The following is a 21,402-nucleotide window of genomic DNA, read 5'->3' as shown; positions in this document are numbered from 1 at the left end:
TTTTTTGGCAAATGACAAAATTGTCATCCACGGCGCCCGCGCCCATAATTTAAAGAATATTGATGTCACGATACCCCGAAACAAATTGGTCGTCGTGACGGGGCTGTCCGGCTCCGGTAAGAGTTCCTTGGCCTTTGATACGCTCTACGCGGAAGGTCAACGGCGTTACGTTGAAAGTTTATCAGCGTATGCGCGCCAATTCTTAGGCCAAATGCAAAAGCCAGATGTTGATTCAATCGACGGGCTCAGTCCAGCGATTTCAATCGACCAGAAAACGACCTCGAAAAATCCGCGTTCAACCGTTGGGACGGTCACGGAAATTAATGACTATTTACGGTTGTTGTGGGCACGTGTTGGTCAACCGATTTGTCCAAATGATGGGACGCCAATTGCGAGTCAGACCGTTGAACAGATGGTTGATCGGGTCCAGAAGTTACCAGAACGAACTAAGCTCCAAATCTTGTCGCCAATTGTGCGCGAGAAGAAGGGTGAGCATAAAAAAGTTTTTGAAAAGATCAAACGAGAAGGGTTCGTCCGCATTCGAGTTGATGGTGAGACGCATGATATTAGTGAAACGTTTGACCTAAACAAGAATCAGAAACATACGATTCAAATCGTGATTGACCGAATCGTCGTTAAACCCGGTGACCGGTCACGGCTGTTTGATTCTTTTGAAGCGGCCCTACGTTTAAGCGGCGGCTATGCCATTGCGGATGTCATCGGTGACGAGCCAATTCTGTTTTCTGAACACTATGCTTGTCCCGTTTGTGGGTTCACAGTGGGTGAATTGGAACCACGACTGTTTTCATTTAATGCTCCTCAAGGTGCTTGTCCCGACTGTGAAGGGTTGGGCGTGAAGTTGGAAGTCGATGAAGACTTAGTCGTGCCAGATAAGAGCTTGACTTTAGCTGAAGGCGCTTTGGCACCTTGGAATCCAATCAGTTCGCAATACTATCCAGAAATGTTGAAACAGGCTTGTGAACAACTCGATATTCCAATGGATGTGCCTTTTGAAGACCTGTCTAAAGCTGATCAACAGACCGTGTTATACGGATCAGATGGGAAAGAATTCCATTTTCACTATCAAAATGATTTTGGTGGCGTTCGTGATGTTGATGCCGTTTTTGAAGGAGTCATCAATAATGTTGACCGGCGTTATCGCGAAACGAGCAGTGATTTTACCCGTGATGTGATGCGTAAATACATGACGGAATTAACTTGTCAAACTTGTCATGGGTTCCGTTTAAACCGCAAAGCCCTCTCGGTTAAAGTGGGCGGCGAACATATTGGAACGGTTTCAGACGAGGCAATCGGTGACGAATTGGCTTTCTTTAGTCAGTTAAAACTCTCCGAACAAGCATTAGTGATTGCACAACCAATCTTGAAGGAAATTCGCGATCGGTTGACGTTCTTACAAAATGTCGGCTTGGCTTATTTGACGTTGAGTCGCGCGGCTCGAACCTTATCTGGTGGAGAAGCACAACGGATTCGTTTAGCAACCCAAATTGGGTCAAACTTGTCCGGGGTTCTCTATATCTTAGATGAACCTTCGATTGGGCTTCATCAACGGGATAATGACCGTTTAATTAGTTCATTGAAAAAGATGCGTGATCTTGGGAATACCTTGATTGTGGTTGAACATGATGAAGACACCATGCGGGCCGCCGACTATATCATTGATATTGGTCCCGGTGCCGGTGAAAATGGTGGTCGGGTGATGGCTGCTGGGACACCGAAACAGGTCGCCCGGTCACGCAAATCACTGACTGGCCAGTATCTAGCGGGAAAGAAGTTTATTCCAGTACCGACGGAGCGCCGTGCTGGCAATGGTAAGAAGATTCGCATTACGGGCGCTGCTGAAAATAACTTAAAGCAGATCGATGTTGATTTCCCATTAGGCGAATTTGTAGTGGTGACAGGGGTCTCCGGTTCCGGTAAATCAACCTTGGTCAACGATATTTTGAAGCGGGCCTTGGCACAAAAATTAAACAATAATTCTGAAAAACCAGGTAAATATAAATCAATTAGTGGCGTAAAGAATATTGAACGCTTAGTGAATATTGACCAAAGTCCCATTGGCCGGACGCCGCGGAGTAATCCGGCGACTTATACCGGGGTCTTTGATAATATTCGAGACTTATTTGCTCAAACGAACGAAGCTAAGTTACGGGGGTATCAAAAAGGGCGGTTCAGTTTCAACATCAAAGGTGGACGTTGTGAAGCGTGTCACGGTGACGGTATTTTGAAGATTGAAATGAACTTTTTGCCAGACGTTTTCGTGCCTTGTGAAGTTTGTCATGGGCAACAATATAACTCTGAAACCTTGGAAGTTGAATACAAGGGCAAGAACATTGCGGATGTTCTGAAGATGACCGCTTCTGAAGCTGTCAAATTCTTTGAACCAATTCCAAAAATTCGTCGGAAGTTACAAACCTTAGTGGATGTCGGGTTGGGCTACGTTAAGTTGGGCCAACCAGCGACGACGCTTTCTGGTGGTGAAGCCCAACGGATGAAGCTAGCTTCCGAATTACACAAGCAACAGTCTGGGAAGAACTTCTATATCTTAGATGAACCAACGACTGGCTTGCATACGGAAGATATTCGTCGGTTGATTGGGGTCTTGGAACGATTAGTCGATGCTGGCAATACGGTCTTGATCATTGAACACAACTTGGACGTGGTTAAGTCAGCGGATCATCTGATCGATCTAGGGCCAGAAGGTGGTGCTGGCGGTGGGACCGTCATTGCGACTGGGACGCCGGAAGAAATCGCGGCGGTTCCTGAAAGCTATACGGGTCAGTATTTGAAGCCAGTCTTGGAACGCGATAAGGCGCTTGAAGCAGCTGCGACTGCCAAATAGCCAGTGGATTGTGCTACACTAAGATTGTAATGAGAATTTAAATAGAGGAGTGTTTTAGATATGGCTAAAGTTGAAAGTTTTACATTAGATCATACGAAAGTTTTAGCACCATACGTGCGTAAAATCACCGTGGAACATGGCGAGAAAGGTGACGCAATCACCAACTTTGATTTACGGTTAGTTCAACCTAACAAATCAGCGATTGATACGGCTGGCTTGCATACGATCGAACACATGTTGGCTGGCTTATTGCGCGACCGGATGGACGGCGTTATTGACTGTTCACCATTTGGTTGCCGCACTGGTTTTCATTTGATCACTTGGGGTGAGCACAGCACGGTGGAAGTGGCTAAAGCTTTGAAGTCCTCATTAGAATTCATTGCCGGCCCTGCAGAATGGAAAGACGTTCAAGGGACGACCATCGACAGTTGTGGGAACTACAAGGATCATTCCTTATTCTCAGCTAAAGAATGGGCTAAATTGATTTTGTCACAAGGTATTTCATCAGACCCATTTGTTCGCAAAGTCGTTGAATAATAACAATTAAGTTTTAAAAGAGAAATTCTGGTCAGCTTGATGCTGATTGGGATTTCTCTTTTTTGTTGTGTTCGGCTAAAATTGCCGCCTCCGGTTGCCACTGATGACATGCGGTCGCGGGACCGGGCCAAGCCAGAAACGTCTTGGCCCTCGCCCGGAAGCTTTGCCTAAACCGCAAATCTCCCGGCCGGTCCGTGGTGTAAGGCCGGCCAAAAAACAGCCGACCTAACGCCACCTTCGCGACCGATGCCATCAGTGGCAACCTCCGGCTAATTGACAGTTAAATCAGTAATAAGCAATAGCGTTGCACTTGGTAGAAACTTAAAAATCGAGTGACGAGTTTAGTGACAACTTGCCTGGATATAACATTATTGATAACATTCATAAACTTTTTGGTTTTTCTGAGTTAATGAAATATTTCGTTATTAATGGGCTCGATAGTTATTGGAATCAAAATAGTGTTCAGAAGCAAATATAAATATTGATGACACACAGGAGAATTTGGTATATAACGTGGAACTAGCGGTATTATCAAATTGAATTGAAGCTATTTAGCCGTTAGGGTGGTCAGTTTGGTGCTCAGTGGTGAAATTTTTCTTAGCTGGGTGGGTTTCCCAGGTTAGAAAAAGGCCGACTTTCGAGACCGGGCTGTGGCTCGAAAGCGTGCCCACCACGTTCCAGCGCCAAACTGACCACCCGGTAGGCGGCAAGTAGGGCCCAATCTCAACTAGCTGAAAATGAGATAGTTAATACATAATTAAATGAATAAATGTATAAATATCCATTATTACAATGAATATTTGAAAAATAACGAATATTTTATAATAATCGTTGCATAAAATTAAATCAGGTGGTACGATACTGTCATTGAGAAACAGACATAAACTTTTGGAGGGTCAAATCAATGGTCAAAAAAAATGATAAAATTATTCTCGCTTATTCAGGTGGTCTTGATACGTCAGTCGCAATCAGTTGGTTAAAGGATAAGGGTTACGATGTCGTCGCTTGCTGTATCGATGTTGGTGAAGGCAAAGATATGACTGCTATTAAAAACAAAGCGATTCAATTAGGCGCCGTTTCATCGTATATGATCGATGCGAAACAAGAATTTGCTGAAGAATACGCCTTGATTGCGTTACAAGGGCATACGCTTTATGAAGGCGAATATCCACTCGTATCTGCCTTATCACGGCCGTTGATTGCTAAGAAGTTAGTGACCTTGGCTAAGAAAGAACATGCTGTTGCGATTGCGCATGGTTGTACGGGTAAAGGTAACGACCAAGTCCGTTTTGAAGTTGCTATTCATGCCTTAGCACCTGATATCAAAATTGAAGCCCCAGTTCGGGACTGGCACTGGTCACGTGAAGAAGAAATTGACTACGCTAAGAAACACAACATTCCAGTTCCTATCAATTTGAACAGTCCTTACTCCATCGATGAAAACCTTTGGGGCCGGGCAAACGAATGTGGTATTTTGGAAGATCCTTGGGAAGGTGCTCCAGCCGACGCGTTTGATCGGACCAACGCCTTAGCGGACACGCCTGACAAGCCAACGGTCCTCGAAATTAGCTTTGAAGCTGGTGTGCCCGTTGCCTTAGATGGTGAAAGCATGAACTTAGCTGACTTAATCGTTAAATTAGACAAAATTGCCGGGGAACATGGGATTGGCCGGATCGATCATATTGAAAATCGGTTGGTCGGTATCAAGTCACGTGAAGTTTACGAAGCCCCAGCCGCAACCGTTTTATTGAAGGCTCACAAGGACTTGGAAGACTTGACCTTTGAACGTGAATTGGCCCATTTCAAGCCAATCATCGAACAAAAGTTAGCCGACACGATTTACAACGGTCTCTGGTTCTCACCATTGATGGATGCCATGATGGCCTTCTTGAAAGAGACTCAACAAGTCGTTAACGGCGTTGTGCGGGTTCAATTATTCAAAGGCAATGTTATTACTGAAGGCCGGAAGTCACCAAACTCCTTGTATGACAAGAACTTGGCCACTTATACTGCCGCTGATGAATTCGATCAACAAGCAGCGGTCGGTTTTATCAAACTTTGGGGACTCCCAACCCAAGTTAACGCACAGGTTCAAGCTAAGGCAAAAGCTGAAGCGAAAGCTACCAAGGAACACGCCTAATGAGTACCAAGAAGCTTTGGGGTGGCCGGTTTACTGAAACGGGCGCCAAGTATGTCGATGACTTTGGAGCGTCGATCGGTTTTGACCAGTTATTGGCCGCCGAAGACATCACGGGGTCGTTGGCACACGTTAAGATGCTTAAAAAGACCGGCATTCTAGATGCGGCCGATGTCGACCAAATCGTGGCTGGGCTGGAAAAACTTGAACAGCAATTACAAAAAGGTGAGCTTGAATTTTCAACTGTCAATGAAGATATCCATATGAATATCGAAGCATTGTTGACGGACGAAATCGGGCCAGTTGCAGGGAAATTACACACTGCGCGTTCTCGAAACGACCAAGTCGCGACTGACTTTCATTTATACATGAAACATCAATTGCCAAAAGTATTAGACCGGTTGCATGATTTGGAAACTGTGCTCGTTGAAAAGGCGAGTGAAAACGTTGAAACGATCATGCCAGGGTATACGCATTTACAACATGCACAACCGATCTCGTATGGTCACTACTTGTTAGCTTATTATCAAATGTTCAAGCGAGACATGGAGCGGTTTGAATTTAACATTCAACATACTGATATTTCTCCATTGGGCGCGGCTGCATTAGCTGGTACGACTTTCCCAATCGATCGGGAATACAGTGCAAAATTGCTTGGATTCAGTGACGTTTATCATAATAGTTTAGATGCCGTCTCTGATCGTGATTTTGTCTTAGAATTTTTGAGCAATGCGTCGATCTTGATGATGCATTTATCACGATTCTGCGAAGAAATCGTGTCGTGGAGTAGCTATGAATTCAAATATTTGAGTTTAAGTGATCAATTTTCTACCGGAAGTTCAATCATGCCTCAGAAAAAGAACCCAGATATGGCTGAATTGATTCGTGGAAAATCCGGTCGAGTCTACGGAAACTTGATGGGCCTGTTAACGGTCATGAAAGGGATTCCGCTGGCGTACAATAAGGATTTACAAGAAGATAAAGAAGGGGCCTTTGATACGGTTAATACCGTCTTAATGAGTTTGCATGTCTTTACGGGCATGCTTGCGACCCTAACTGTTAATGAAGATCGGATGGCACATGCCACTACGAATGATTTCTCAAATGCGACCGAGTTAGCTGATTATTTGGCTAATAAGGGGATTCCGTTCCGACAAGCTCATGCGATCGTGGGTAAGCTGGTCTTGGATGGTTTGAAGAAGAATCGCCCACTACAAGCTATTCCGTTAGCGGAATACAAAGAAATTTCACCGTTGATCGATGAAGACGTCTATCATGATTTGGACGCCAAAGTCGCGGTTGAACGGCGGCATTCCTTAGGTGGTACCGGTTTTGATCAAATCAAATTGGAACTCAAACGAGCCAACGCGCAGCTTGCACAGTATCAGTCACTTAACAGCGAATCTTAAAATTTGTTTATCAATTTGACCATTGATAGCGAAAAGGTCTGAGAGTGGATTCTCAGGCCTTTTCATTTTGGCAAAAACGGTTGGAAACGATTGCAAGTGAAGGGGATTACCGGTATATTTAAAGCACTGAGGGAGTGATTTTAATGACGAAAATGTTAGTAACGACGACGGAACAGATTCCAGGTCAAACTTATGAAATTATTGGTGAAGTTTTTGGGGTGACCACACAATCCAAGAACGTGTTCCGGAACATTGGTGCGTCGATGAAAAATATTGTTGGTGGTGAAGTTAAGGATTACACTAAGATGTTGGATGAAGCCCGTGAAGCGGCGGTCGACCGCCTACGGACAAACGCTACGGAGCTCGGTGCGGATGCCGTTGTCATGATGCGTTTTGATTCTGGCTCGATTGGGACTGATATTCAATCCGTTGCGGCTTATGGCACGGCAGTAAAATTTAAAGAAGCCTAACCAGTGGTTTCAATGGCGGTGGTTGAATCAGCTAGTGGTTGTAAACGGCCATTGTCAAAGAATTGGAAACTCTTTCATGAACTGGTATGATGGAACTAAAGAATATTGGAGATGTTGAATCGTATGTTTAATGATCATCGTTGGGGCTTTGATTGGACCGAATTTATGACGGGGATTGTCTTCTTAATTGCCGCCTATTTCGTTATGAAACAACCTAAAGCCGCGTTACTTAGTTTAGTTTTCTTATTTGCCATTGCGGCGATTATCAGTGGGATCACCACGATTGGTGGTTATACCAAATTACGGCGTGAGACTGGTTTGCGTGCTAATTTTGCGCTAGTTTTTGCCGTGATCGATATTTTGGTTGGCCTATTGTTCCTCTTCCACGCGCCAACTGGGATTGTCGTTTTAGGCTACGTCTTTGCGTTCTGGTTCTTAATTGATTCTATTGAACGATTAGTCGTGGCTTCTCATCTACGAGTCTTTGGGATGGGCTATTACGTGTTATCGCTGATTTTAGATGTTTTGAGTTTAGCAATTGGGATTATGTTGATTTTCAATCCAATCGTCGCAGCGGTCTCCTTTAACCTTTTAGTGAGTGTTTACTTCGCTATTTTCGGGGTCAACGCGATTTTAATCGCTTTTGCACGTCGAAATTAATTGGCACAACTTGCCGTTTGACACAGGTCTGGACGCTTAAAGCAACGACAAAAGAATGGGTTTCGGAAACGGTCGTTTTCTGAAACCCATTTTTGAGCAAGCATGCAGAGGGTGCTTTTTTAAGGTGTGCCAGGGACGAGAGTAGAAATGACACGCCCGGTATGATATACTACCAACAATATGGACCGAAGGAGTAGAACTATGGCAAACTCATTACAATTAGTCATTGTCTCTGGTATGAGTGGCGCGGGTAAAACGGTCGCTGTCCAGAGCTTTGAAGATTTAGGTTATTTTTGTATTGATAATATGCCGCCAGCCTTGTTACCGAAATTCTCTGAATTAGTCGAAGAATCTGGTAAGATCGAAAAGGTTGCGCTGGTCATCGATTTACGATCCCGCGCGTTTTACGACGAAATTATTGATATGTTGGCGAACTTGGATAATACCGATTTCGTTTCAACTAAGATCATATTTTTGGACGCTTCAAATGAAGAGTTGGTCTCACGGTACAAAGAAACGCGGCGTTCCCATCCATTAGCGATGGAAGGTCGAATCATGGACGGTGTTCGCAAAGAACGGACCTTGCTTGGACCGCTGAAAGATCGTGCGTCATATGTGATCGATACGACGACTTTGACACCCCGTGAACTCCGTGAGTCAATTTTTGATAAATTTGAAACGAGTGCGGATGAGACTTTCCATGTCGAAGTGTTATCGTTTGGTTTTAAGTACGGTTTGCCAATCGATGCTGATATCGTGATGGATGTTCGTTTCCTACCGAATCCGTATTATATTCCAGAATTGAAACATCAGACTGGGCTTGATAAGCCGGTCTATGATTATGTGATGCAACAACCCGCGACGGAAAAGTTTTACAAGCAATTTTTAGGCATGTTGGAAAGCATCATGCCAGGCTACGAAGCCGAGGGTAAAACTAGTTTGACGATTGCGATTGGTTGTACTGGTGGGCAACACCGTTCCGTTGCGTTAACGAAGCGCATTGGTGAAGCCTTGGGTCAAAATTATAAGGTGCACATCAGTCATCGTGATATCGAAAAGCGGAAAGAAACAGTTAATCGCTCATGAGAAAGTATACGTTTAAGACCCAACGGCCAAAAATCGTGGTGATTGGTGGGGGGACTGGGTTACCAGTTGTCCTGAACGGGTTGCGGAAGCAAGCCGTTGACATCACTGCGGTCGTTACGGTGGCCGATGATGGGGGTTCTTCAGGCATTATTCGAAATTATGTTAACGTGGTGCCACCTGGTGATATTCGAAATGTGATGGTGGCGTTATCTAATTTACCGCATATTTACAAAGACATTTTCCAGTATCGTTTCCAAGGTGATGACCAGTTCTTTGCTGGTCATGCGATTGGTAACTTGATTATTGCTGCTCTGACCGAAATGAAGTCTGGGGTCTTTGACGCGGTCCAGGAATTGTCACATATGATGCAAGTTGATGGGCATGTCTACCCAGCTGCTAATGAAGCCTTGACGCTACATGGCCGCTTTAAAGATGGCTCCGAACTTGTGGGTGAAGCTGAAATTACGGCTGCTCACAAGTCGTTGGACCGCGTTTGGGTCACCGATAAGGATGGCAATAAGCCAGAAGCGGTCAAGCCAGTCATTGATGCCATCATGAATGCGGATCAGATCGTGTTAGGACCTGGGAGCCTGTTTACGAGTATTTTACCGAATTTGACGATCAGTAATATTGGCCGAGCTGTTTGTGAAACCGATGCGGAAGTGGTTTATATTTGTAACATCATGACGCAAAAAGGTGAAACGGATAACTTTTCTGATGCGGATCATGTCCGCGTGTTGAATCGGCATTTAGGTGAAAACTTTATCAATACGGTATTAGTCAATACTGAAAAAGTTCCAGATGATTACATGGATTTCCATAAGTTTAACGAAGTGTCGCGGCAAGTCAGTCATGATTTTCGCGGCTTACGGGATCAAGGATGCAAAGTGATTTCGGCTAATTTCTTAAAATTACGGGACAACGGGGCCTTCCATGATGGCGACCAAGTTGTGACCGAGTTAATGAACTTAGTCGGGCACTCTGACGTTTTAAGATAGGAGGGCACGTTAGATGTCATACGCCAGTGAAGTTAAGAAGGAACTAACCAACCTCGCTGTCCATCGCGAGAATGCGAAGGCCGAACTAATGGCCTTGATTCGAATGAACGGGACGATTAGCTTAGCCAATCACCATTTTATTTTGAATATTCAGACCGAAAATCCGGCCATCGCGCGGCGTATCTATCGGTTATTGAAGCAGTTTTATGATGTGGCGAGTGAGTTGATCGTTCGTCGCAAAATGAAGCTGAATAAGAATAACTTGTATATCGTGCGCCTAAAAACCGGGACGGATATGGTTTTAGAAGATTTGGGAATTTTGAAAGATTTACAAATCGTGGAAGTTGCACCGACCGAAGTTCTAACGGATGACGGTGCAGTACGGTCTTATTTGCGGGGCGCCTTTTTAGCAGGTGGTTCTGTAAATAATCCTGAAACCTCGCGTTATCATTTAGAAATTTATTCACTGTATGAAGAACATAATCGAATGATTTCTGAAATGATGAATCAATATGGCTTAAATTCACGTACGACTGATCGCAGGGGTGGCTTTATCACCTATATCAAGGAAGCTGAAAAAATCGCGGACTTTTTGTCGTTGATTGGGGCTACGACTGGGATGCTGAAGTTTGAAGATGTCCGCATTATGCGGGACATGCGCAATTCGGTTAACCGGTTAGTTAATTGTGAAAACGCCAATATGGATAAAGTCGCGAATGCGTCGAGTCAACAGATTGAAAATATCTTGTTGATTGATTCACGTGTAGGATTAAAACAATTGCCAATCAAGTTACAAGAAGTGGCGATTGCACGGCTGGAACATCGAGAAGTTAGCCTGAAGGAGCTAGGGACCTTGGTTCCGGGTGGCCCAATTTCCAAATCAGGTATTAATCATCGACTCCGCAAAATTAATCAATTTGCGGCACAACTACAAAAAGATGCCTAAACAAAAGCCTCGCAAGTGCGAGGCTTTTTTGGACCCATTTAGTGGGCTAATTCGTAACTCGTTTGTAGAAACTTGAGTAAGTCGGCATCAGGAACACTGCCATCCAAAATGACAGTAAACCAGTGCTGTTTATTCATATGATAGCCGGGGAAGTAAGTCTGGTTATCGATCAGTTGTTCACGCTGTTTATCAGTTAAACGAAAATCGGTGATGGTGACGAGTTCATCCGAGTCTAAACCTAACTTACGTTTGGAAATTTTCATCAGTAGGGCGTACCACTTTTTAGTGTCAGAGCGGCGCCAGATAGCATTGTCAGGAAACTTTTGCCAGAGAAATTCCAGCTCGTCACCATAGTTTTGACGACAGGTCTCGATGAGCAAGTGGGCTTGAGCTGTCTGAAAGACATCGGTCTCAAAACACTGGTCGGCGATGGTTTGCAAGGCGGTGGTATAAGCCGTACGAACTTGGGCGACAAACTCGCCGGTGTTATTTGGATTGAGATGAAGCGTATAAGGCTGTTGTGTCTCGTTATCAGTTAATTCAGTTAGGACGGTGTTGGGTAAAGTGACAGTTACCGTCAGTGTGAAGGCTTGATTGTCTATAGGTGCTTGGCTGACGAATTGGTTACCCCGTTTCTGAAAACCAAATCGAAGTAGTTTGTCTATTTGAGCACGTTGATTTTTAAAAATTAGTGCAGCAATATTGTCCATTATTTTATTCCTCCTAAAGGGTGGTTATATTCTTAGTTTAGTCGTTATTGCCGCTGGATTTCAATCGGATTTTGGAATATAAAATTAATTGTGTCCAAATAAATCACTTGACAAAAGTAAGTGAGTTTCTCTATACTGAGACCATCTTATGAAATCGGAGGGATACTTGTGATGAAAAAGAATGCGACGCAAATGATGATGTGCTGTCCATGTTGTGAATCAGACAACATGGCTATTTGCGTTGAATTACAAGCATCCCTAGTGCAACAAAATTAACGAGAACGAGCTCAAAGTCGTTATTTTTGAAACGCCTGCTTGGAATCTGACGAGATTCTAGGCAGGCGTTTTTTGTTTCCGGTTGGATAAGCGGTAGTTCATTAAACGAAATTAAAGGGGCGAAAAAGGGTTGAAAAAGCGATCAGTAGTTGCAGTTATTTTTAGTTTATTATTAGTTACGGTGTTAGCTGCTTGTGGTAAGCAAGGTTCCCAAACAAGCGGTTCAGGCAAGTATGCGGCTGACCAAGTTTTGAATTTATCTTATTCTAGTACGTTAGATTCAATCGATGTTTCCAAGTCATCTGGTTTTGGGACCACGGGCAACATCTTTGAAAGTCTGTATCGACTTGGTAAAAATGGGACCGTCACCCCGGGACTCGCAAGCAAAACGAGCGTTTCTAAAGATGGTCTGACTTATAAATTTACGATTCGCGATGCCAAATGGAGTGATGGTTCTGCCATTACGGCACAGGACTTTGTTTATTCTTGGCAACGGGCGGTTACCCCGAAGACTAAGTCACAGTATGCCTATTTGTTCTCAGGGGTTAAGAATGCGGATGACATTGTCGCTGGCAAAAAAGATCCGAAAACATTGGGTGTCAGGGCTGAAGGCAAGCACACGTTTATTGTGACACTGTCGACGCCAATTAAATATTTCAAGAAATTGATGACGTACCCGTTATTCGGACCGGTCAGCGAAACTGCCGTTAAAAAGTGGGGCAGCAAGTATGCGACTAAGGCGCAATATATGCTTTATAGTGGGCCATTTAAATTAGTCGGTTGGACTGGGACCAACAATAGTTGGCAGTTCGTCAAGAACAATCACTATTGGGATAAAAAAGCGGTTAAATTGACGAAGATTAATTACACCGTTAATGAAAGTACAACCACAACACTCAACTTGTTCCAAGATAAGAAGTTAGATTTGACTCAGTTATCGAGTGAACAAGTTAAAAACTTAAAACATAATGCGGACTATAAGACTTATCCTTATTCCATCACACAATTCTTATCTTATAACTTTAATGCTTCAAATAGTGATGTGAAGAAAGCTTTGAATAACCAAAATATTCGCCGTGCAATTTCACTGGCCATTAATCGGAAACAGTTAGTCACTAAGGTGATTGGTGATGATTCTAGTACCGCTAAAGGCTTAGTTGCGAAAGACTTAGCGGATAATCCGAAGACTGGTCAGGATTTTGCGGATCAAGCTTATCTGAAAAATACTGTCGATTACAATCCAACGTTGGCGAAAAAGCTGTGGGCTAAAGGACTGAAAGAAACTGGGCTCAAAAAGTTAACATTGCGGCTAGTCTCTTCAAATGAAGAGCCTAACAAGCCAGTTTCACAATATTACAAGGGCCAGTTAGAAAAAGAACTTAGCGGTCTAACGGTCGACTTGTCCAACATTCCAGCCTCAGTTATGAGTCAACGTCGCGAATCGGGCGACTTCGATTTGTATTTGGGGATGTGGGGCGCCGATTTCAACGACCCAATCTCTTATTTACAAATTTTCCAAAAGAACAGCGGGTATAACTTTGGCAAATATAGCAGTGCCAAATACGACGCCTTGGTTGATAAGGCATCGAAACAGGATGCGAATAATGCGGATGCACGTTGGCAAGATATGATCGAAGCGGAACAGGTTTTGATGAAAGACCAAGCCATTGCACCGGTTTATCAAACAGTTTATTCTTTCTTGGTTAATCCTAAGGTCAAGGGGATTATTCATAATACCGCCGGGACTCAATGGAATTACAAATACACTTATATTGCAAAATAATCGTTTATGATAACAAAAGGTTGAAAGCTGAAAACCGTTAATCTATTCCATTATGATTCCTAATCAGGGGATGAAAGATAGTTGATAATTACCGCTTCCGGTTGTTGTTGATAACATGCGGCCGAGGGACCGGGTCAAGCCTGAGAAACGTCTTGTCCCTTGCCCGAAAGCTTTGCCTAAACCGCAAATCTCCCGGCCGGTCCGTGGTGTAAGACCGGAAAAGCGCCGGTCAAACGCCACCCGCACGGCCGATGCCATCAACAACAACCTCCAGCTGGTTAACTTTTTTGAGTGATTAGTCAGTGATTTAGATTTAGCGGAATCAGTGAGAATCGGTATGCTTCGTTAGCAAGGCTAGCTGGCGTGGCATTACGGCACAAAATCGGATTCTACCTGACAGCGTGATGATCATATGAGAGCATTTTAAGCATAACCAACGCCAGTATCAGTGGGTTCACGATAGTCTTGAAACTTTCAACCTTTAGTTACGATAACTAAAAATGAGCCACAGGAAAACTGATTTAGTTTTCCGAGGCTCATTTTTTTATGCTATCGTTTTAATAAGGCAAAGACGCCAAACGTGTACCCTGCGAGCATTAGCAGCAGGAATAACAATATGCCGACCAGTAAACATCGCCGGGCAAAATTTTTGCGAAAATACGGTAAAAATTCAAGGTAGGTTGCAAGACCAATAATGCCAGTCCCGGCCAAATACCAACCAATCGTGGGTTGTAACGCCGCAATCCATGGTTCTAAAATAACGAGGATGATCCCCAAACATCCAAGCCAACGCAAGGGCTTATTCTGGGAGATAAAAACGGATTTCATACAAGGCACTTCTTCCTATGCTGATCATACCGTTTAAGAATTAGTGATTCAACCAGCCGTAATCAAGCACGGCAATGATTATGGCAATCATTAAACGATTGAGTTGAATGAGGCGACCTTGAATTTGGTCATCATCAATTAAAGTGAACGGTGACCGTTCTTTTTGTTGGAGCCAATAAGATCGGCGGGAAAATAACTGTTTGCGGGCGTAAAACCAAGTGCCAATCGCCCAAATGATTAGGACACCACACCCAATTAGTGGCGGCAAAATCCAAAGACTCAAAATAACGAGCAGTAGTGGGATTAAGCTAATTAGGCCGGCGATGATTAGCTGGCGTGACCAGTGGCTCTCGCTAGGTTGTTGGAGGTATAAGTGCCTTAAGCGAAAACGTTGTTGCCAGGTTAATTGTGGTTGTTTTGGCTGATAGGGCACGGCCCAAGCTAAACGCCAAGCTTCAAAAATTGCATAAGCTAAGGCAATCAAAAGAATAATAGGGGAAGACCAAATCTCGGCTGCCATTGCGACGCCTCCTTCGAATGTTTTTCATCACTTCATTATACACAGCCGTTAAGCCGACTAGCAAACCGGCCACAAAAAAAGAGCCGACACGAAGTCAGCTCAATTCATTTAGCTTATTTTAAACTGTTGTTTTCCATGATATCATCGATCAAACCATAATCCTTAGCTTCTTGCGCAGTTAAGTAGTTATCACGTTCAGTATCGTGGTTCAGTTTTTCAACTGATTGACCGGCATTGTCTGCTAAAATTTGGTTGATCTTCTTACGGGTCTTCAAAATTTCTTCAGCAACAATTTCGATTTCAGTTTGTTGACCTTGAGCACCACCAGATGGTTGGTGAATCAAGATTTCTGAGTTAGGTAAAGCAAACCGCTTGCCCTTAGTCCCGGATGATGCCAAGACACTGGCCATTGAAGCCGCCATCCCCATGACGATCGTTTGAACATCAGATTTGATGAAGTTCATCGTGTCATAGATAGCTAAACCAGCGGTAACGACCCCACCGGGTGAGTTGATATAAAGGTAGATGTCTTTATCAGAATCTTGGGCATCCAAGAAGAGCAATTGGGCAATGATAGCATTGGCCATGTTGTCTTCAATGGGACCAGATAACATGATGATACGGTCCTTTAAAAGTCGTGAATAAATGTCATAAGCACGTTCGCCACGTGATGACTGTTCGATAACTGTCGGCACTGGATACATAACTTGTTAGCCTCCTAAGGTTTCAATAGATTAATTAGCTGCTTGCTAATATAAATGTAGTTTACCGCTAAGGTCAGTAAAGGTCAAAAGAAAAACCTCAAAAACAAAATTCCGTTTTTAGCTAATTCGTGGTATACTTAGGCTTCTATCATATACGGCTTGAGATTGGGAGATCCCAATCTCTTTTTTTCGGTCTAAACATATCGACGAACTTAGGGTTTAGGGTATTGGTGTGTTGGACGAATATGTTATGATGAAAGCGGTACATTGTGGAGTGGTTCAGGAAAAATCGGTATAAAAAAAGCTGAGAAACAATCTCAGCAACTGATGCGCCCGGAGGGAATCGAACCCCCATTTCAAGAACCGGAATCTTACGTGCGATCCATTACACTACGGGCGCCTAAACAACATATTATAGTTTAGCGGATTATGGATAAAAACACAAGGGTTATTAATAAAAATGTTTTGGGAGGAATTAGCTATGGCATTAGGACCAGGCTTTCGTCAACAACAACACCAAAGTCAAAAATTAGCCATGACACAGCGGTTGCAGCAGTCAATTCAAATGTTGCAATTTAATGTTGAAGAGCTACGGGACTTTTTGACCCAAAAAGCCTTAGAGAATCCTTTGATCGATGTAGATACGAATTGGAACGCCAATCATGCCAGCTTGAACCGGGTTAAAAATGTCACCAGTCAAGCGGACTTTATTGAACGGGTCTCAACCACTAATCAACATTCATTATTTGAATACTTATTAGATCAGATTCATTTAACGATGCGAGATACTAAACTACGCAAAATTGTCTTGGCGCTAATTGAGTATGTTGATGTTAATGGTTATTTAAAAGTCGACGATCAACAAATCATGGCCGAAACACAAGCCACGCCAGTCGAACTATTGGATGCAATCACCTTGTTACAGCAACTCGATCCACCAGGTGTTGGGGCGCGTAGCTTACAGCAAGCTTTAATGCTTCAAACGGAGAATGATGAAGGCGCACCAAATTTAGCCTACATTATATTAGAAGAAAATTTTGATGCGTTGGTCAATCGGCAATGGCAAGTTTTGGCAAAAAAGTATCAAGTCACCTTAGCAGATATCTCAAGCGTTTACGATTATGTTCGGACGTTGAGCCCAACACCTGGGGCCGCTATTGGACAAGAAACGACCGGGTACATTTTTCCAGATTTAGTCGTGACGAACCACGACGGTCAACTGGCGTTAAAGACAGCTTCAATGGCTCAGCCCGTTGTTAAATTTCAAGAAAACTACTATCAACAGATGAGTCGGCATAATGATCAAGAAGTGACTGAGTATTTGAAAGAGAAAAAGTCGGAATACGATTGGATTGCTAGTAGCTTACAACAACGTGAAGCCACGATCTTTCGCGTTGGGACGACAATTATTGATCGGCAAGCTGATTTCTTCTTAGAAAAGACGACCGACTTGAAGCCGTTACTGCTCAGAGATGTCGCCCAACAATTAAAAGTCCATGAATCAACGATCAGTCGGAGTATCAATGGTAAATATATCCAAACTGACTTCGGCATGTATGAACTTAAACGATTCTTTACTAAGGCGGTCAACAAACGTCCCACCGATGGCAAAGTCGTCTCGGCAGATAACGTTCAACACCGAATTGTTGCCTTAATTGATGCCGAAAATAAAGAAAAACCGCTTTCAGACCAGAAAATAGTTCAGATTCTTAAGTCAGAAAATGTCGAACTTTCTCGTCGGACAGTGGCCAAATATCGGGAAAATCTTAACATTCCGGCTTCTTCCAAACGCAAACAGTACTTAAAATCCGAACAGTAACAAATACTCTGACTTTAAGTAGTCGGTTATAAGCGTTACGTTGCTCAGATTTGCAACGACATCATGAACCTGTTATAATTCATGTTGTGGTAAGAGAGGTATGCAACATCAATTTCGTAGTAAATTATCGTTGTGTGCTTTGTTTTTTGAAGTCTTTGGGTCGTTATTCGACATAGCTGGACTTAATCCGTCCCACTAGAGAGCAGGTTGGATGCCATGCATTCAGATATTCAATGGATTGAGGCAATTGCCCCAGACATGGTTGAAATGCTGAGTCGTCGTTACTTAGTATTAAGAACCATTAATTGGATGGCCCCAGTTGGACGTCGGCTCTTAGCTCAGACTTTGGATGTTAGTGAACGCACGTTGCGTACCGAAACCGATACGTTACGTAAGTTAGATTTAATCGTCACTAACAAATCTGGTATGCAAGTGACCCAGCAAGGTAAGGATGTCTTACTTGGGTTGAGTCACTTCATGGATGAGCTAATGGGAATTCGCCAGAAGGAACGGCAGTTGGCACAACGTTTTAACATTAAGCGTTGTATCATTGTTTCTGGTGATTCTGACCGACAGTTAAAAGTTTTCGGGTCCATGGGCGAAGAAGTCAATCAACTCTTACAGCGGTTATTGCCAGAAGGTGATAATATTATTGCTGTGATGGGTGGTCATACCATGGAACATGTGGCAAATAACCTTACTAACAAACTGGCTAGTAAGCGTGAGTTGCTATTTGTTCCGGCACGTGGTGGTGTTGGTGAGTCGGTTGCGATTCAGGCCAATACGATTGCGTCACAAATGGCCGAACATACCGGAGGCAAATTCCGATCACTGTTCGTGCCAGAACAGGTCAGTGAACGAACTTATGAACCACTCCTTAAGGAACCAAGTATCCAAGAGGTGTTGGGAATTATTCGACAAGCTAACGTGGTGATTCACAGTGTGGGAGATGCGGTCTCAATGGCCCATCGTCGGAACATGTCTGAGGATCAAATCAAGGTTTTACGACAGCGTGAAGCTGTTGGTGAAGCTTTTGGTTATTTCTTTGATAAAGACGGCAACGTTGTTTATCGAATTCCACGGATTGGCTTGCAAATCGGAGAACTGGCCAATATGGAGATTATACTCGCAGTTGCGGGTGGGGCTTCCAAAGCCACCGCGATTGAGGCGTATATGAAAATTGCACCGAAACGGACGTGTTTGATCACGGACGAAGGTGCCGCTAACTTGATTTTAAAAAAGTAGTTTTCTACTTTTTAAAATAAAAAATATTTTTATTTCCACAAGGAGGAAATTCTAGTATGTCTGTAAAAATTGGTATTAATGGTTTCGGACGTATCGGTCGTTTAGCATTCCGTCGTATCTTAGAACTTGGTGCAAAATCAAGTGATATCGAAGTTGTTGCTATTAACGATTTAACTTCACCTGCATTGTTGGCTCATCTTTTGAAGTATGACTCAACTCATGGTACTTTGGATGCTGAAGTTTCAGCAACTGACGATTCAATCGTCGTAAACGGTAAGAACTACCGTGTTTATGCTGAACCTAAAGCACAAAATATTCCTTGGGTAAAGAACGACGGTGTTGACTTCGTTCTCGAATGTACTGGTTTCTACACATCCAAAGAAAAGTCACAAGCTCATTTGGATGCCGGCGCAAAGCGTGTCTTAATTTCTGCACCAGCTGGTTCAGATTTGAAGACTATCGTTTACAACGTTAACGATGACATCTTAACTTCAGATGACCGTATCGTTTCTGCTGGTTCATGTACTACTAACTGCCTTGCACCACTTGCATTCTTTGAAAACAAAGAATTCGGTATCAAGGTTGGTACTATGACTACTATCCATGCTTACACTTCAACTCAAATGTTGTTAGACGGCCCTGTACGTGGCGGTAACTTCCGTGCTGCACGTGCTGCCGGTGTAAACACTATTCCTCATTCAACTGGTGCTGCTAAAGCTCTTGGCTTAGTTATCCCAGAATTGAAGGGTAAATTACAAGGCCATGCACAACGTGTTGGTGTTGTTGACGGTTCATTAACTGAATTAGTTGCTATCTTAGACAAGAAAGTTACTGCTGACGAAGTTAACGCTGCTATCAAGAAGCATACTGAAGGTAACGAATCATTCGGTTACAACGCAGACGAAATCGTTTCATCTGACGTTATCGGTACGACTTTCGGCTCAATCTTCGATCCTACCCAAACTGAAGTTACTTCAGATGGCGAAAACCAATTGGTTAAGACTGTTGCTTGGTACGATAACGAATACGGCTTCACTTGCCAAATGGTACGTACTTTATTGAAGTTCGCTACTCTCTAATATAAATTAGTTTGTTAGAACTTTAAAACCGCATACGGTTTCGACGGCGGGGGGAGGCAAACTCTCTCTGCCGTTTTTTTATACGAGTCACGAATTCTAGGAGGATTTTAACATTGGCTAAATTAATTGTTTCAGATTTAGATGTTAAAGATAAAAAAGTTTTAATTCGTGTCGACTTTAATGTTCCTATTAAAGACGGCAAGATCGGTGACGATAACCGTATCGTCGCTGCCTTACCAACGATCAAATATGTTAGTGAACATAATGGTAAAGCCATCTTGTTCTCACATTTAGGTCGGATCAAGAGCGAAGATGACAAGAAGGGCTTGAGCTTACGTCCAGTTGCTGAACGTCTTTCAAACTTGTTGAACCAACCTGTTACCTTCGTTCCTGTTACTGAAGGCGAACAACTTGAAACTGCTATCAACAATATGAATGACGGTGACGTCTTAGTTGTTGAAAACACTCGTTTCGAAGATGTTGTTAACGGCGAACAAGTTAAGCGCGAATCAGGTAACGATCCTGAATTAGGCAAGTACTGGGCTTCACTTGGCGACGTTTATGTTAACGATGCCTTTGGGACTGCTCACCGTCAACATGCTTCAAACGTTGGGATTGCTTCAAACATGGACAAGGTTGCCGCTGGTTTCTTAATGGAAAAGGAAATCAAGTTCTTAGGTAACGCTGTTGATAATCCAAAGCACCCATTCGTTGCTATCTTGGGTGGTGCTAAGGTTTCTGACAAGATCGGTGTTATCGATCACTTAATCGACAAAGCTGATAAGATCATTATCGGTGGTGGGATGACTTATACTTTCTATGCTGCTAAAGGCATGGGTATTGGTAACTCACTTGTTGAAAAAGACAAGATCGACTTAGCTAAGTCAATCATCGAAAAGGCTGGCGACAAGTTGGTCTTACCTAGTGACTCTGTTGTTGCTGAAAAGTTTGACAACGATGTTCCTAGCAAGGTTGTTGACGGGTCAATTCCTGATGGCTACATGGCCTTGGATATCGGTCCTAAGTCAATCGAAGAATTCGAAGACGTTTTACGCGACGCTAAAACCGTTGTTTGGAACGGACCAATGGGTGTCTTCGAAATGAGCAACTACGCCAAGGGTACGCTTGAAGTTGGTAAGTTCTTAGGGACCTTATCAGATGCAACGACTATCGTTGGTGGTGGTGACTCAACTGCCGCAGTTAAGCAACTTGGCGTTGGCGATAAGTTAACCCATATCTCAACTGGTGGTGGCGCTTCACTCGAATACCTTGAAGGTAAGACTTTACCTGGTATTGCTGCTATTTCTGATAAATAATCTGTTCTCCGAAAGGAAG

At 43.4% G+C, this 21,402-nt stretch carries 18 protein-coding genes and 1 tRNA gene; 14 read left to right on the top strand and 5 right to left on the bottom strand.

Features of this window, described 5'->3' with window-relative positions:
- Positions 1-4: 4 nt before the first annotated feature.
- From uvrA to whiA, 9 genes are all read left to right on the top strand, one after another.
- Positions 5-2,860, top strand: a complete 2,856-nt coding sequence (gene uvrA, locus FFM70_RS05125; protein WP_137615777.1) for an excinuclease ABC subunit UvrA — start codon at positions 5-7, stop codon at positions 2,858-2,860.
- Between the two features lie 60 nt (positions 2,861-2,920).
- A complete protein-coding gene (locus FFM70_RS05120) occupies positions 2,921-3,397 on the top strand; it encodes an S-ribosylhomocysteine lyase (protein ID WP_137615776.1) in 477 nt (158 codons plus the stop codon).
- 904 nt (positions 3,398-4,301) lie between these two features.
- Positions 4,302-5,537 carry an argininosuccinate synthase gene (locus FFM70_RS05115; protein WP_137615775.1) on the top strand — a complete coding sequence of 412 codons (1,236 nt, stop codon included), beginning with the start codon at positions 4,302-4,304 and terminating at the stop codon, positions 5,535-5,537.
- Positions 5,537-6,943 carry an argininosuccinate lyase gene (gene argH, locus FFM70_RS05110; protein ID WP_137615774.1) on the top strand — a complete coding sequence of 469 codons (1,407 nt, stop codon included), beginning with the start codon at positions 5,537-5,539 and terminating at the stop codon, positions 6,941-6,943. Before FFM70_RS05115 ends, argH begins: the two co-directional genes overlap by 1 nt.
- A gap of 143 nt (positions 6,944-7,086) precedes the next feature.
- A complete protein-coding gene (locus tag FFM70_RS05105) occupies positions 7,087-7,413 on the top strand; it encodes a heavy metal-binding domain-containing protein (RefSeq protein ID WP_137615773.1) in 327 nt (108 codons plus the stop codon).
- A 123-nt stretch (positions 7,414-7,536) separates the two neighbouring features.
- The gene (locus FFM70_RS05100; RefSeq protein WP_137615915.1) at positions 7,537-8,073 is read left to right on the top strand and encodes an HdeD family acid-resistance protein; all 537 of its coding nucleotides are present in this window, start codon (positions 7,537-7,539) and stop codon (positions 8,071-8,073) included.
- A 201-nt stretch (positions 8,074-8,274) separates the two neighbouring features.
- Positions 8,275-9,159 carry an RNase adapter RapZ gene (gene rapZ, locus FFM70_RS05095; protein ID WP_137615772.1) on the top strand — a complete coding sequence of 295 codons (885 nt, stop codon included), beginning with the start codon at positions 8,275-8,277 and terminating at the stop codon, positions 9,157-9,159.
- Positions 9,156-10,157: a gluconeogenesis factor YvcK family protein gene (locus FFM70_RS05090; RefSeq protein WP_137615771.1), complete on the top strand. Its 1,002-nt coding sequence runs from the start codon at positions 9,156-9,158 to the stop codon at positions 10,155-10,157. The genes rapZ and FFM70_RS05090 overlap by 4 nt, the downstream gene beginning before the upstream one ends.
- A gap of 13 nt (positions 10,158-10,170) precedes the next feature.
- Positions 10,171-11,103, top strand: a complete 933-nt coding sequence (gene whiA / locus FFM70_RS05085; protein WP_137615770.1) for a DNA-binding protein WhiA — start codon at positions 10,171-10,173, stop codon at positions 11,101-11,103.
- Between the two features lie 38 nt (positions 11,104-11,141).
- On the opposite strand, the gene FFM70_RS05080 is transcribed toward whiA, so the two are convergent.
- Positions 11,142-11,813 carry an MmcQ/YjbR family DNA-binding protein gene (locus FFM70_RS05080; protein WP_137615769.1) on the bottom strand — a complete coding sequence of 224 codons (672 nt, stop codon included), beginning with the start codon at positions 11,811-11,813 and terminating at the stop codon, positions 11,142-11,144.
- Positions 11,814-12,219: 406 nt separating this feature from the next.
- On the opposite strand from FFM70_RS05080, the gene FFM70_RS05075 reads away from it, so the two are divergent.
- Positions 12,220-13,872 (top strand): peptide ABC transporter substrate-binding protein, encoded by a 1,653-nt coding sequence (locus FFM70_RS05075; protein ID WP_137615768.1) that lies wholly within the window; start codon positions 12,220-12,222, stop codon positions 13,870-13,872.
- A 549-nt stretch (positions 13,873-14,421) separates the two neighbouring features.
- Here FFM70_RS05075 and FFM70_RS05070 read toward each other — a convergent pair.
- The 4 genes from FFM70_RS05070 to FFM70_RS05055 form a co-directional block, all read right to left on the bottom strand.
- A complete protein-coding gene (locus tag FFM70_RS05070) occupies positions 14,422-14,700 on the bottom strand; it encodes a hypothetical protein (protein ID WP_137615767.1) in 279 nt (92 codons plus the stop codon).
- A 40-nt stretch (positions 14,701-14,740) separates the two neighbouring features.
- Entirely contained in the window at positions 14,741-15,220 is a 480-nt protein-coding gene (locus FFM70_RS05065) for a hypothetical protein (protein WP_137615766.1), read from the bottom strand.
- Positions 15,221-15,333: 113 nt separating this feature from the next.
- Positions 15,334-15,924, bottom strand: a complete 591-nt coding sequence (clpP, locus tag FFM70_RS05060) for an ATP-dependent Clp endopeptidase proteolytic subunit ClpP (RefSeq protein ID WP_137606239.1) — start codon at positions 15,922-15,924, stop codon at positions 15,334-15,336.
- Between the two features lie 328 nt (positions 15,925-16,252).
- Positions 16,253-16,324: transfer RNA gene (locus tag FFM70_RS05055), tRNA-Arg, on the bottom strand.
- An 81-nt stretch (positions 16,325-16,405) separates the two neighbouring features.
- On the opposite strand from FFM70_RS05055, the gene rpoN reads away from it, so the two are divergent.
- The 4 genes from rpoN (at position 16,406) to FFM70_RS05035 (ending at position 21,383) form a co-directional block, all read left to right on the top strand.
- Positions 16,406-17,743, top strand: a complete 1,338-nt coding sequence (gene rpoN / locus FFM70_RS05050; RefSeq protein ID WP_137615765.1) for an RNA polymerase factor sigma-54 — start codon at positions 16,406-16,408, stop codon at positions 17,741-17,743.
- 216 nt (positions 17,744-17,959) lie between these two features.
- Positions 17,960-18,988, top strand: coding sequence for a sugar-binding transcriptional regulator (locus FFM70_RS05045; protein WP_137615764.1), 1,029 nt, complete (start codon positions 17,960-17,962; stop codon positions 18,986-18,988).
- 56 nt (positions 18,989-19,044) lie between these two features.
- Complete coding sequence (gap, locus tag FFM70_RS05040) at positions 19,045-20,067, top strand: type I glyceraldehyde-3-phosphate dehydrogenase (RefSeq protein ID WP_137615763.1); 1,023 nt, start codon at positions 19,045-19,047, stop codon at positions 20,065-20,067.
- A gap of 113 nt (positions 20,068-20,180) precedes the next feature.
- Positions 20,181-21,383 carry a phosphoglycerate kinase gene (locus FFM70_RS05035; RefSeq protein ID WP_137615762.1) on the top strand — a complete coding sequence of 401 codons (1,203 nt, stop codon included), beginning with the start codon at positions 20,181-20,183 and terminating at the stop codon, positions 21,381-21,383.
- The last annotated feature ends 19 nt before the right edge of the window (positions 21,384-21,402 follow it).

The sequence above is a fragment of the Lactiplantibacillus nangangensis genome, from assembly GCF_005405065.1.
Classification (GTDB): domain Bacteria; phylum Bacillota; class Bacilli; order Lactobacillales; family Lactobacillaceae; genus Lactiplantibacillus; species Lactiplantibacillus nangangensis.
This window is presented reverse-complemented; position numbering and strand designations above follow the sequence as displayed.

Excerpts from the sequence above, each read along its gene's own strand:
- FFM70_RS05105 (WP_137615773.1), top strand. The coding sequence starts at position 7,087 with ATGACGAAAATGTTAGTAACGACGACGGAACAGATTCCAGGTCAAACT.
- FFM70_RS05120 (WP_137615776.1), top strand. The coding sequence starts at position 2,921 with ATGGCTAAAGTTGAAAGTTTTACATTAGATCATACGAAAGTTTTAGCA.
- FFM70_RS05115 (WP_137615775.1), top strand. The coding sequence starts at position 4,302 with ATGGTCAAAAAAAATGATAAAATTATTCTCGCTTATTCAGGTGGTCTT.
- FFM70_RS05100 (WP_137615915.1), top strand. The coding sequence starts at position 7,537 with ATGTTTAATGATCATCGTTGGGGCTTTGATTGGACCGAATTTATGACG.
- rapZ (WP_137615772.1), top strand. The coding sequence starts at position 8,275 with ATGGCAAACTCATTACAATTAGTCATTGTCTCTGGTATGAGTGGCGCG.
- whiA (WP_137615770.1), top strand. The coding sequence starts at position 10,171 with ATGTCATACGCCAGTGAAGTTAAGAAGGAACTAACCAACCTCGCTGTC.
- FFM70_RS05070 (WP_137615767.1), bottom strand. The coding sequence starts at position 14,700 with ATGAAATCCGTTTTTATCTCCCAGAATAAGCCCTTGCGTTGGCTTGGA.
- rpoN (WP_137615765.1), top strand. The coding sequence starts at position 16,406 with ATGGCATTAGGACCAGGCTTTCGTCAACAACAACACCAAAGTCAAAAA.
- FFM70_RS05080 (WP_137615769.1), bottom strand. The coding sequence starts at position 11,813 with ATGGACAATATTGCTGCACTAATTTTTAAAAATCAACGTGCTCAAATA.
- FFM70_RS05065 (WP_137615766.1), bottom strand. The coding sequence starts at position 15,220 with ATGGCAGCCGAGATTTGGTCTTCCCCTATTATTCTTTTGATTGCCTTA.
- gap (WP_137615763.1), top strand. The coding sequence starts at position 19,045 with ATGTCTGTAAAAATTGGTATTAATGGTTTCGGACGTATCGGTCGTTTA.
- FFM70_RS05045 (WP_137615764.1), top strand. The coding sequence starts at position 17,960 with ATGCATTCAGATATTCAATGGATTGAGGCAATTGCCCCAGACATGGTT.
- FFM70_RS05090 (WP_137615771.1), top strand. The coding sequence starts at position 9,156 with ATGAGAAAGTATACGTTTAAGACCCAACGGCCAAAAATCGTGGTGATT.
- argH (WP_137615774.1), top strand. The coding sequence starts at position 5,537 with ATGAGTACCAAGAAGCTTTGGGGTGGCCGGTTTACTGAAACGGGCGCC.
- clpP (WP_137606239.1), bottom strand. The coding sequence starts at position 15,924 with ATGTATCCAGTGCCGACAGTTATCGAACAGTCATCACGTGGCGAACGT.